9 protein-coding genes are annotated in these 11,530 nt (G+C 63.4%); all 9 read right to left on the bottom strand.

Going from position 1 to position 11,530, the window contains the following annotated elements; genetic code table 11:
• Positions 1-103: 103 nt before the first annotated feature.
• The 9 genes from HMPREF7215_RS10415 to HMPREF7215_RS10375 all read right to left on the bottom strand — a co-directional run bounded on the left by HMPREF7215_RS10415 (position 104) and on the right by HMPREF7215_RS10375 (position 11,421).
• Positions 104-1,837: an NADH-dependent [FeFe] hydrogenase, group A6 gene (locus tag HMPREF7215_RS10415; RefSeq protein WP_009165839.1), complete on the bottom strand. Its 1,734-nt coding sequence runs from the start codon at positions 1,835-1,837 to the stop codon at positions 104-106.
• Entirely contained in the window at positions 1,831-3,663 is a 1,833-nt protein-coding gene (locus HMPREF7215_RS10410; protein WP_009165838.1) for an NAD(P)-binding protein, read from the bottom strand. The genes HMPREF7215_RS10415 and HMPREF7215_RS10410 overlap by 7 nt, the downstream gene beginning before the upstream one ends.
• Positions 3,664-3,944: 281 nt before the next feature.
• A complete protein-coding gene (locus HMPREF7215_RS10405) occupies positions 3,945-4,664 on the bottom strand; it encodes an ABC transporter ATP-binding protein (protein WP_009165837.1) in 720 nt (239 codons plus the stop codon).
• Positions 4,665-4,666: 2 nt separating this feature from the next.
• The gene (locus HMPREF7215_RS10400) at positions 4,667-5,500 is read right to left on the bottom strand and encodes an ABC transporter ATP-binding protein (protein ID WP_009165836.1); all 834 of its coding nucleotides are present in this window, start codon (positions 5,498-5,500) and stop codon (positions 4,667-4,669) included.
• A complete protein-coding gene (locus tag HMPREF7215_RS10395; RefSeq protein WP_009165835.1) occupies positions 5,490-6,560 on the bottom strand; it encodes a branched-chain amino acid ABC transporter permease in 1,071 nt (356 codons plus the stop codon). The genes HMPREF7215_RS10400 and HMPREF7215_RS10395 overlap by 11 nt, the downstream gene beginning before the upstream one ends.
• A 2-nt stretch (positions 6,561-6,562) precedes the next feature.
• Entirely contained in the window at positions 6,563-7,444 is an 882-nt protein-coding gene (locus HMPREF7215_RS10390) for a branched-chain amino acid ABC transporter permease (RefSeq protein ID WP_009165834.1), read from the bottom strand.
• A gap of 169 nt (positions 7,445-7,613) precedes the next feature.
• Positions 7,614-8,738 (bottom strand): ABC transporter substrate-binding protein, encoded by a 1,125-nt coding sequence (locus HMPREF7215_RS10385; RefSeq protein WP_009165832.1) that lies wholly within the window; start codon positions 8,736-8,738, stop codon positions 7,614-7,616.
• Between the two features lie 355 nt (positions 8,739-9,093).
• Positions 9,094-9,894: an NAD(+) diphosphatase gene (gene nudC / locus HMPREF7215_RS10380; protein WP_083798328.1), complete on the bottom strand. Its 801-nt coding sequence runs from the start codon at positions 9,892-9,894 to the stop codon at positions 9,094-9,096.
• A 147-nt stretch (positions 9,895-10,041) separates the two neighbouring features.
• Positions 10,042-11,421: an NAD(P)/FAD-dependent oxidoreductase gene (locus tag HMPREF7215_RS10375; RefSeq protein WP_009165828.1), complete on the bottom strand. Its 1,380-nt coding sequence runs from the start codon at positions 11,419-11,421 to the stop codon at positions 10,042-10,044.
• Positions 11,422-11,530: the final 109 nt, after the last annotated feature.

Below are 11,530 nucleotides of genomic sequence, written 5' to 3'. Positions count from 1 at the left end.
AAAAGAGCGGCGCCTCTCGGTCTTTGCAGGGCGCGCAAAAAAAAAGCTCCGCCCCGGGCGAACGGGGCGGAACTCCACGTCTGCCGCGGCGGGAAACGGCCCGCTACTTTTCGCCGGGCATCTTCCAGCCGTGGTATGTCGTGTGAAGCAGACGGTGCGCTTTTTCCGACAGCGGCGCGCCGAGGAACTGTTGGTAGCACGCGAGGATGGACGGGTTCTCGTGCGAAAAGCGCAGCTCCATGCCGCGGTCGATGTCGTAGAGCGTAGGGGCGCGTTGAGGCGCCATCTCCACGCGGTCGTGGATCGGCTGCCCGCCGCCGCCAACGCAGCCGCCGGGGCAGGCCATGACTTCGACGAAATCGTAACGCACGTCGCCGCGGTCGAGCGCGGCCAGCAGCTTGTCGGCGTTGCCGAGGCCGTTGACGACGGCCACTTTGAGCGCGGTCCCGGCGATGTCGAACGTGGCTTCCTTCCAACCGTCCATACCGCGCACCGACTTGAAGGCGTCGGGCTCGGGATTTTTGCCGGTGACGAGGAAGAACGCGCTGCGCAGCGCCGCTTCCATGACGCCGCCAGTGGCACCAAAGATCGCGCCCGCGCCGCTGCCGACGCCGAGCGGCATGTCGAGCTCTTCGTCTGCGAGGTCCTGCGGCTGGATCTGCAGCGAACGGATCAGACGCGACACTTCGCGCGTGGTCAAAGCGACGTCCACGTCCTGCCCCGCGCCGGCTCCGTCCATGCCGGGCAGCGCGCACTCGGCCTTTTTGGCCAGGCAGGGCATGATGGAGACGGAGAAGATCCTGGACGGATCGACGCCGAGCGTCTGCGCGTACCAGCTCTTGGCGACGGCGCCGAACATCTGCTGCGGCGACTTGGCCGACGACAGCTGGCCGACGAACTGCGGCCAGTGGCTCTTGACGAAGCGAATCCAGCCGGGACAGCAGGAGGTGAACATCGGGAATTTCTCGCGGTCGCGGTGCTTGAGACGCTCCACGAACTCGCTGCCTTCCTCCATGATCGTGAGGTCGGCGGAGAAGTTGGTATCGAACACGTAGTCGAAGCCGACGAGGCGCAGCGCCGCGGCCAGACGCGTGACGGTGGCCTCCCCGGGCTTCATGCCGAACTCTTCGCCCCAGGCGGTGCGGATGGCCGGCGCGATCTGGACGAGCACGATCTTTTCGGGATCGTCGATGGCGTCGAGCACTTTCTGGGTGTCGTCGCGTTCGTGCAGCGCGCCCACGGGGCAGTGGGTGATGCACTGGCCGCACAGGGCGCAGTCGGCGTCTTCGAGGCGATAGACGCGGGCCACGTCGACGGTGGTCTTGGCGCCGGTGTTGACCACGTCCCAGACGTTGGCGTGCTGGATCTTGTCGCAGACCTGCACGCAGCGCATGCACTTGATGCAGAGCGAAAAGTCGCGGATGAGCGGAAAGTCGGGGCTGGTCCGCCGGCTGACGTAATGCTTTTCAAACGGCGTGTCGTGGATGTTGAGCTCGTTGGCGATGCGCTGCAGTTCGCAGTTGCCGCTGCGCACGCACGACGGACAATGGTCGTCGTGCTCGGAGAGGATCATGCGCACGTTGGCGCGGCGGGCCTCGCGGGCTTTTTTGCTGTTGGTGTGAATGACCATGCTCTCTTCGACGGGATTGTTGCAGGCCGTGAAGAGGCGCTCGTGCCCTTCCACCTCGACGACGCAGACGCGGCAGGCGCCGATCTCGTTGACGCCTTCGAGGAAACAGAGCGTGGGGATCCTGATCCCCGCGGCCTTGGCGGCGTCGAGGATCGTCGTTCTTTCCGGAACCTTGATGCGTTTGCCATCGATGACGACGTTTACCATTTTTCCACACGCCCTCCCTTGAACACGCCATAGCCGAAGTGATCGCAGCGCAGGCAGCGGCCGGATTCCTGGCGCGCTTCCTGGTCGCTCATCGGCAGTTCCATCAGATCGAAGTCGCGAATCCGTTCCGCGACGGGGCGTTCCACCATGTTAACGCGGCCGCAGGACGTGTGGTCGTCGAAGCGCACCTGCGGCACTTCGATGCCGCTCGTGATCACGTGGTCGAAACCCAGATACTCGTCGATATTGGCCGCCGCGACCTTGCCGCCGGCGATGGCGCGGATGACCGTGGCGGGGCCGGTGACGCAGTCGCCGCCGGCGAAGATGCCGTCGGCGTCTTTGATGCCGGTGGTGTCCATGCTCTCGATCGCGCCGCGCTTGACGGGGATGCCGTACTGCTCGAACGTGCGCGACTCGATGCCCTGGCCGATGGCCACCAGCACGCGGTCGCAGCGGAAGTCGATCTCCGGCGCGTCCGCGTCGACCGGCGCCGGCCGGCCGTTTTTGAATCCGCCGATGATCTGCGGCTGCGTGCAGAGCGAAACGACCTTGTTGTTTTCGTCCCTGATGATGCGAAGCGGCGCGTGAAGCTCGACGATCTCCACGCCGTCGGCGATGGCGCCTTCCACCTCCTCGGGCAGGGCGGTCATGTCCTCCTTGCGGCGGCGGTAGACGAGGCGCACTGACTTGGCGTGGCACCTTACCGCCGAGCGGGCCACGTCCATGGCGACGTTGCCGCCGCCGACGACGATCACGTCGAGCCCGGTGAAGTCGGGATAATGGTCGTCGCCGATGGCGCGCAACATCTCCACGGCGGAGATGACGCCCTCGGCCTCTTCGCCCTCGATGCCCAGTTTCTTGTCGATGTGGGCGCCGATGGAAAGGTACAGCGCGTCGTACTGATCGTACAGTTCCTTGACGGAGACGTCGTTGCCGACGCTGATCCCGGTTTTGACATGGATCCCTGCCGAAAGGAGACCGGCGATCTCGCGGTCGAGCACTTCGCGGGGCAGGCGGTAGGCGGGGATGCCGTAGCGGAGCATGCCGCCCAGCTGCTGACGCTGCTCGTAAACTGTCACGTCGTGCCCCATGATGGACAGATAATAGGCGGCGCTCAGTCCGCCGGGGCCGCCGCCGACGACGGCGACTTTTTTGCCCGTGGCGGGGGCGCGCTTCGGCACGGGGATCGTCTCCTCGTGCTCCACGGCGTAGCGCTTAAGCCCGCGGATGTTGATGGGATTGTCGACCAGCGTGCGGCGGCAGCGAGTCTCGCAGGGATGCTCGCAGATCATGCCGCACACGGCGGGTAGCGGATTGTCCTTGCGGATCAGCTGCACGGCGTCGCCGTAACGGCCGGCATGGATCAGGGCGATGTAGCCGGGAATGTCCACGTGCGCCGGGCACAACGAGACGCAGGGCACGGGCTGGTTTTGCAGGCACATGCAGCGGCCGTGCTGAATGTGTTCGACGAAGTCGTCGCGGAAGCCGCGCACGCCTTTGAGCACCATACGGGCGGCTTCCTGTCCGATGGCGCAGTCCGAGGTGAGGTAGACGCTCTCGGCCGTTCGCTCGATGGTGTCGATGGTGCCCATGTCGGCGCGGCCGTCCAGCACGGAATTGAGAAGTTCTTCCAGACGGCTGAGGCCGACGCGGCAGGGCACGCACTTGCCGCACGACTGCGAGTGGCAGATGTGCAGGAACGAAACGGCCAGATCGACCGGACACAGTTCGGGAGGACTGGCCTGAATGCGGCGCTCCATGTCCTTGTACAGGCCTTCGACGGTCGTCTGCGCCTGATTTTTTGTGACGATGCTGAGTCTGCTCACGATTCTTCCCCCTGTTTTGGAAAATATGCCTTTTCGCCGGCCCCTCCGAAATTTCCGGTTCAAGGCATGCTGTTTTTTGCGAAAGCGTTCCTTTTCTCCATCTCTGCAAAAAACAGTAATATAAGTCTATTTTAAATAATATGGGGAAAAGTTTCAATAGGGAATTATTTTCCTCAAATTGATTTGACAGGACTAACTCAATCTCCCCTTATAAAAGCCGAACGGCATTTTACATCATAATAATGCAAAATGCCGTTCGGCTTTCTGATTAAGAAACAGTATCAGCCGCCCAGATAGGCTTTTTTGATGGCGGGAGAGTCGAGCAGTTCGCGCCCGGTGCCGGTGGCGACGATGCGGCCGGTTTCCAGCACGTAGCCGCGGTCGGCGATGGAGAGCGCCATGCGTGCGTTCTGTTCGACGAGCAGGATCGTGGCGCCGTTCGCGTGCAGATTGCCGATGATGTCGAAAATGGCTTCGACAAGCAGCGGCGCCAAGCCCATGGAGGGCTCGTCGAGCATGAGCAGCTTGGGACGGCTCATCAGCGCGCGTCCCATGGCGAGCATCTGCTGCTCGCCGCCGGAGAGCGTGCCGGCCACCTGACGGCGGCGTTCCTTCAGGCGCGGGAAAAGCGCGAAGACTTTTTCCAGATCGGCGGCGAGGCTCTGCGCGCCGGCGGCGCGGCGCGTGTAGGCGCCCATTTCCAGATTTTCCTGCACCGACATTTGCAGGAAAATGCGGCGGCCTTCGGGCACCTGCGCCAATCCCTGTGCGACGATCTTGTACGGCGCGAACCGCGCCAGCCGCTTCCCGAAGAACGACACGGTCCCCGTGCGCGGCAGCAGGCCGGAGATGGTGTTCAGCGTCGTGGATTTGCCGGCACCGTTGGCGCCGATCAGCGTGACAATCTCGCCCTGAAAGACTTCGAAAGAAATACCCTTGATGGCGTGGATGCTGCCGTAAAAGACGTGAACATCGTCGACTTTGAGGATTGGATCGGCCATGGTTAGTCCTCCTTCTGCCGGCCGAGGTAGGCCTCGATGACGGCGGGGTCGCTCTGGATGTCCGCCGGCGCGCCCTTGGCGATGACGCGCCCGAAGTTGAGCACGCAGATGCCCTCGCACAGGTTCATGACCAGATTCATGTCGTGTTCGATGAGCATGATGGCGATCGGGAACATCTCGTGCACGCGGCGGATGCTGTCGATCAGCTCGCGCGTTTCCGAGGGATTCATGCCTGCCGCCGGCTCGTCGAGCAGCAACAGCGACGGGTAGGTGGCGAGAGCGCGCACGATCTCGAGGCGGCGCTGCGCGCCGTAGGGCAGCGAACCGGCCTTGACGTCGGCCAGACCCTGCATGTCGAAGATGGACAGCAGCTTGAGAGCGCGGCGATGGGCAGCCAGTTCCTGGCGGCGGTAGTGTGGCAGGCGCAGGATCGCGCCGAACAGGCCGTAGTGGATGTCGTTGGTCATGGCGACTTTGACGTTGTCGGCGACGCTGAGGTTCTTGAAAAGTCGGATGTTCTGGAACGTGCGGGCGATACCGAGGCGGTTGGCCTGCGCCGGCGTCATGCCGGCGGTATCCTGACCGTCGAGCAGCACGGTGCCCGTGGTGGGGTGGTAGACTTTGGTGAGCAGGTTGAAGACCGTCGTCTTGCCGGCGCCGTTGGGACCGATCAGCCCGGCGATCTCCGTGCGGCCGATGGTGAGGTTGAAGTTCTCGACGATCTTCAGACCGCCGATCGTCAGTCCGAGATTGACGCACTCCAGGATCGGGGCGCGTCCGGCGTCGCGCTCGGGAACCAGCGCGCGCGAGGGGACGGGAACGAGTTTAGTGGCCATGGAACGTTTCCTCCTCCGCCTTGGGGCCGAAAAGTTTCAGCCGCGCGAAGAAATTCCTTACGGCCGCGTTGTTGGACCCGAGCATGATGGCGATCAGCAGCACCGCGTAGATTAGCATGCGGTAGTCGCGGAACTCGCGCAGCTTTTCCGGCAGGATCGTCAGCGCCGCGGCGGCGACGATTGAACCGAGCATGTTGCCCTGGCCGCCCAGCACCACGAAGACGAGGATCAGGATCGAAGTGTTGAAGTCGAACTTGTTGGCGACGATCGTCGAGTAGTTCATCGCGAACAGGCAGCCGGCCGCTCCCGCCAGCGCCGCGGAAACGACAAAGGCGGTCATCTTGTACCTGGTGACGTCGATGCCGACGCTCTCGGCGGCGATGCGGTCGTCGCGGACGGCCTGGAAGGCGCGCCCCAGACGGCTGTTGATGAGATTGTAGACGACGACCAGCGCGATCATCACCAGCGCGAAACCGGTGCCGAACGTGGCGATCTTGCGGATGCCGCCGATGCCCATCGGGCCGCCGACGATCAGCCGCCCGCCGGGCGCCAGCCCCGTTTTGTCGGACAGCATGCTGAAGTGCAGACCGGCCTTGTCGACGCCCATGTAAAAATTGTTCAGCACGCTTTTGATGATCTCGCCGAAGGCCAGCGTGACGATGGCCAGGTAGTCGCCCTTGAGCCGCAGCACGGGAATGCCGATCAAAAAACCGGCCAGCGCCGCGGACGCCGCCCCTGCCGCCATGGAAACGGACAGGCGCAGCGGCGCGAGAGGCACGAGATCTTGCAGCAGGATGGCGCAGGCGACGCCCGTGAACGCGCCCACGGACATGAAGCCGGCGTGCCCCAGCGACAGCTCGCCGAGCACGCCCACCACCAGGTTTAGCACCACGGCCATGACCATGTAGGCGCAGATCGGCACCAGCATTCCCTTCATGGACGAACTGAGCGTCCGCGTCGAGATCATGATCTGGAGGATGACGTAGGCCAGCGTCACAAGCGCGTAAGTCCCGTAAACGCGGCGCGCTTCGGGCCTTTTGAGGTTGATCAGCCGCTTCATGGCTACACCTTCTCCTGTACCTGACGGCCCAATAGCCCCGCGGGCTTGACCAGCAGCACCACGATCAGCACGGCGAAGACCACGGCGTCAGAAAGCTGCGTGGAAATGTAGGCCTTGGCGAAAATCTCGATCACGCCCAGCAGCAGCCCGCCCAGAAAAGCGCCGGGAATGGAGCCGATGCCGCCGAAAACGGCCGCCGTGAACGCCTTGATGCCCGGCAGCGAACCCGTCGTCGGCATCAGCGTCGGATAAGCCGAGCACAGCAAAACGCCGGCCACGGCCGCGAGGCCGGAGCCGATGGCGAACGTGAGCGAAATGGTGGCGTTGACGTTGATGCCCATCAACAGCGCCGCGCCCTTGTCCTCCGAGCAGGCGCGCATCGCCTTGCCCATGCGCGTGCGGCCGACGAACCACGACAGCGCCGTCATGATGACGAGGCAGGAAACGATCGTCACGATCGTCACGTGAGAGATGGACAGCTGGCCGCCGAACAGTTGGACCGCGCCACGTCCGACCACCGAGGGGAACACCTTGGGGTTCGAGGTCCAAAGCAGCAGCGCCGTGTTCTGAAGGAAGTAGCTCACGCCGATGGCCGTGATCAGCACTGCCAGGGACGGGGCCTGACGCAGCGGCTTGTAAGCCAGCTTTTCCACGACGATGCCCAGCAGCGTGCAGACCGTCACGGCGAAAGCGACGCCGGCGAGCGCCGGAAGATGGAAGCGGAACACGGCGTAGAAACAGACGTAGGCGCCGACCATGATCACGTCGCCGTGGGCGAAGTTGAGCATCTTGGCGATGCCATAGACCATGCTGTAGCCCAGCGCGATGATCGCGTAAATGCTGCCCAGGCTGATGCCGCTGATAAAGAAATTCAGAAAGGTCATGGGTTCACCTCGAAAGATCTCGCAAAAAATGGAAAAACGACGAACGGCGGGATGGCGCCGTTCGGAAGAGAAAAGCGAGAGCGCCGCCGAAAGGACCGGTCAGGCCGGCCTTCCGGCGACGCTCTCAGGCAAGGCGGAACGGCGCGCCGCCCGCTTCCGCCCTTGAAACTTAATCGAGCCCGACGTAAGCGCCGTTTTTGATGATCATGCCTTTGGGATCCTTGGAGATCTCGCCGTTGGGCTTCCACGTCATGTTGCTCCCCGTCAGCCCGTTGAAGGTCATCGTCGTGAACTGCCCGATCATCAGCTCACAGAGTTTCTCGGCATCCATGCCGGGAGTGGCCTTGGCGTTTTCGAGCGCCTGACGGTAGGCATAGACACAGTCGTACGCGTCGGCGGCAAACTGATTGGGCGCTTCGCCGAAACGTTTCCGATACTCTGCCACGAAAGCGGCCGTGCGCTCGTCCGTGGAGTCGGCATTGAAGGGAGTCAGGAGCATGACGCCTTCGGCCAGATCCTTGTTGAAGCCTTCCATGGTCAGGATGCCGTCCATGCCGTCCACGCCGAACCACTTGGGCGCGAAGTTCATGGCCGCCGCCTGAGCGAGGATCAGCGAAGCGTGCTGATAGTACATGGGCAGAAACACCAGCTCGGCCCCGCCCTTCTGCGCGTCGGCCAGCTGCACCGAAAAGTCGGTGTCGTTGCCGTCGGCGAACGTCGTGTCGCTGACCACTTCAAGGCCGGCTGCGGCCGCCTTGGTCGCGAACGTGTCATGAATGCCCTTGGAGTACACGTCGTCGTTCTTCCAGATCACGGCGACTTTTTTGGCCAAGGCATTGCCGGCGATGTACTGGGCGGAGGCGGATCCCTGGTTGGGATCGACGAAACACATCTGGAACACGTTGTCCTTGCCGGCCGTGACGGCCACGGCCGAAGCCGAAGGCGTGAGCGCGAAGATGCGGTCGGCGAAGTTCTCGGCGGCTGTCGCCTCGCAGGGTTTGGACGTGACCGAACCGAGCGAGAGCTGCATGCCCCAGTCCTTGAGGGCGTTGTAGGCGTTGACGGCCTTTTCGGCGTCGTGCGTGTCGTCCTCGTAATTCAGCTCGAACCGAATGCCGCCGGCGGCGTTGATCTCGTCGACGGCGATCTGCGCACCGTTCTTGGCGGCGTTGCCGTAAATGGCCGCGCCGCCCGTCAGAGGGGCCGTGCCGCCCAGCTTGAAGGCGTCGGCGCCGAAAGCGCAGCCGGCCGTCATGGAGACGGCGAAAACGAATGCCAATACGTTCTTTTTCATCGTTCAAACACCCTTTCACGAGCGAAATGTGCAGAACGGGCGTTTTCAGCCGGTTCTGCCGACGCGAAGGCGCGCGGTCCGCTCTGGCGAAGGAACGCCATGCCTTTTCGCGTTTATGAAAATGAATTATATGAGCGGCTCAGCGAAAAGTAAACTGTCGACGCCGTTAAAATAAGTAATATTGCAATTATTGCGTTAATTCAAGCCTAAAGTTTAGACGGCAAATGATAAAATAATCGGAATTATTTATTCTTAAGTCATTGAACGACGGCGAGCAAGAAAAAACGAGGACTGGCCGAAAAGATCGGTCAGCCCTCGTTTTATCGAATAGATTTTAGGCAGCTGGGAACCGGTGTCAGCAGCTTTCGGCGGCGTTTCCGCGGCGCGGGTGGCGCGCGAGAAAGTCGCGGATCAACCAGCCGGCCACGGTGATCGAGCCGGGAACGTTGGCGGGAATCTCGTCGGGAGCGAACCAGCGCGCCTCGCCGATCTCCACGCCGTCGGGGCGAAGCTCGCCGCTCTTCCAGCGGGCGCGGCAGGCCAGCATCAACGAGCGGGGAAACGGCCAGTACTGGCTGTACAGGTACTGGATGCTGCCCCGCTCCACTTCGACGTTCACTTCTTCGCGCACTTCGCGGACGACGGCGTCTTCGATCGATTCGCCGACTTCGAGAAATCCCGCCAGCACGCTGAAGCGGTTGAATTTGTTGCGCTTGTTCATGGCCAGCAGCAGCTTGCCGCCGCGTTCGACGGCCACGATCATGGCCGGGCAGATGACGGGAAAGAGCATGTGCCCGCAGTTGGGACACTTCATGGCGTGCTGCTCGCCGGGAGCGGGCTCCATCTTCGCGCCGCAGCAGCCGCAGTAGCGGCTCTGACGATGCCAGTCGGCCAAACCCCAGGCGGCGCTCATGGCCTGAAAGTCTTCTCTGCCGAACTGTTCGCCGAAGGCGCGGCGATTCATGGCAGTCCAGCCTTCGGGCAGCGGCGCGTCGTCCGCGACGCGCCCCCAGAGGCAGCCGTCGGGAGCGAGCGCGCCGAAGGAACCCGAATCGCTCAGCGGCAGCAGCGACGCTTCGGCGGCTTGGGGCAGGCGCCCGCGGCAGAGTAGCACCGCGTCTCCCTGAAATATTACGGCCGTGTTCCTGTCAAGCATTCGGATCGAAACCAGCTTTCGCGAACCAGGCGGCCGGCGCCTCGCGCCCTTGCATTGCGCGGGCGGGGCGGATGGGGTTCGGATTTGCGACGCGGTTCTTTTCCATGGAGAATCCGCCTCCTTGCGAACGGAATTTTTTTTGAGAGTTCAGGCGCCGAGAACGGCCCTTCCGGCCACGAGCCCGCTGGCCGCCGCCTGGATGATGCCGCGGCTGACGCCGGCCCCGTCGCCGGCCATGTACAGATGTTTGACGTTCGGCACGGCGAGGTTGTTTTTCAGCTCGAGACGCAGCGAATAGAGCTTGATCTCCACGCCGTAGAGCAGCGTGTCGTTCTGGTTGACGCCGGGCATGATCACGTTGAGCGCGTCGAGGAACTCGACGATGTCGGTCATGTGGCGATGAGGCAGCACAAGGCTGAGATCGCCGGGGACGGCGGGGCCCGTCGGCTCGATCATGCCGCGGGCGATGCGGTCGGGCGTGGAGCGACGGCCGTCGCGCAGGTCGCCGAGGCGCTGCACCAGCAGGCCGCCGCCGGCCAGCATGTTGGCGAGACGGGCGATGTGCGTGGCGTAGCCGATCGGGTCGGTGAACGGGCGCGTGAAGTTCTTGGTGACGAGCACGGCGAAATTTGTGTTGCGCGACTTGGTGTTCTTGAGGCTGTGCCCGTTGACGGTGACGAGGCCGTGCGTGCGGTTGAACTCGGAGACCACGAACCCCGACGGGTTCATGCAGAAGGTGCGCACGCGGTCGTCGAACGTGGGCGTGTTGTAGAGGCACTTGACTTCGTAAAAGTCGCGCGTCAGTTCCTCGCAGGCGCTGTCGGGCACTTCGACGCGCACGCCGATGTCCACCGGCATCGAGGCGATCGGCAGCTTCAGGCGCCTGACGATTCCTTCCAGCCACGAAGCGCCGTCGCGCCCCGGCGCGACGATGACGTCGGCGGCGCGATGTTCCGTGCCGTCGCTCGTGACCACGCCGACGGCGGCGCCGTTTTCGACAAGGATGTCCTGCACGAACGTGTTCATGAGGATGTCGCATTTGTCGCGCAGGGAACGGTACATGGCGTCGAGCACTTCGCGCGAGGCGTCGGTGCCGATGTGGCGGATCCTGGCCGGCAGCACCTTGATGCCCGCCGCGGCGGCGCGGCGGATCGTGTCGTGTACGTTCTGCCCGCTCGGCTCGTACAGATGGGGATCGGCGCCGTCGGCGACGAAGCGGTCGTCCACGGCTTTCATCAGGCGCTCCAGCTCCGCCGTGCCGACATACTCTTCGAGATTGCCTCCGTAGCCGGTCGTGATCGTCAACTTGCCGTCGGAGGCCGACCCCGCGCCACCCCAGCCGGACACCACGGCGCAGGACGGGCAGTTGACGCAGCGGTCGGCTTGCCCCGCCATGATCGGACAGATCCGCTCCCTGATGAGCCGTCCCTTGTCGACGATCAGCACTCTTTTGCCGGCGCCGGTCAGTTCCAGCGCCGCGAAAATCCCCGCCGGCCCCGCGCCGACGATGATCGCATCGTAGTTCATGGAAATTTCCCCCCGCGTCCCCAGCGGGAACGTTCGTTTTTATCGTTTGAGACACGGCTGAATTATAGCATGGCGGCAAAATAAAAGCGCCGCGCGAAGATGTTCCGCC

This window comes from Pyramidobacter piscolens W5455 (assembly GCF_000177335.1).
In the GTDB taxonomy this organism is placed as follows: domain Bacteria; phylum Synergistota; class Synergistia; order Synergistales; family Dethiosulfovibrionaceae; genus Pyramidobacter; species Pyramidobacter piscolens.
The sequence above is the reverse complement of the archived record's forward strand: the minus strand, read 5'-3'. Positions and strand labels throughout refer to the sequence as shown.

Bases quoted from the DNA above. Each gene is read 5' to 3' on its own strand.
- HMPREF7215_RS10415 (WP_009165839.1), bottom strand. From the start codon at position 1,837: ATGGTAAACGTCGTCATCGATGGCAAACGCATCAAGGTTCCGGAAAGA.
- HMPREF7215_RS10405 (WP_009165837.1), bottom strand. From the start codon at position 4,664: ATGGCCGATCCAATCCTCAAAGTCGACGATGTTCACGTCTTTTACGGC.
- HMPREF7215_RS10400 (WP_009165836.1), bottom strand. From the start codon at position 5,500: ATGGCCACTAAACTCGTTCCCGTCCCCTCGCGCGCGCTGGTTCCCGAG.
- HMPREF7215_RS10395 (WP_009165835.1), bottom strand. From the start codon at position 6,560: ATGAAGCGGCTGATCAACCTCAAAAGGCCCGAAGCGCGCCGCGTTTAC.
- HMPREF7215_RS10390 (WP_009165834.1), bottom strand. From the start codon at position 7,444: ATGACCTTTCTGAATTTCTTTATCAGCGGCATCAGCCTGGGCAGCATT.
- HMPREF7215_RS10385 (WP_009165832.1), bottom strand. From the start codon at position 8,738: ATGAAAAAGAACGTATTGGCATTCGTTTTCGCCGTCTCCATGACGGCC.
- nudC (WP_083798328.1), bottom strand. From the start codon at position 9,894: ATGCTTGACAGGAACACGGCCGTAATATTTCAGGGAGACGCGGTGCTA.
- HMPREF7215_RS10375 (WP_009165828.1), bottom strand. From the start codon at position 11,421: ATGAACTACGATGCGATCATCGTCGGCGCGGGGCCGGCGGGGATTTTC.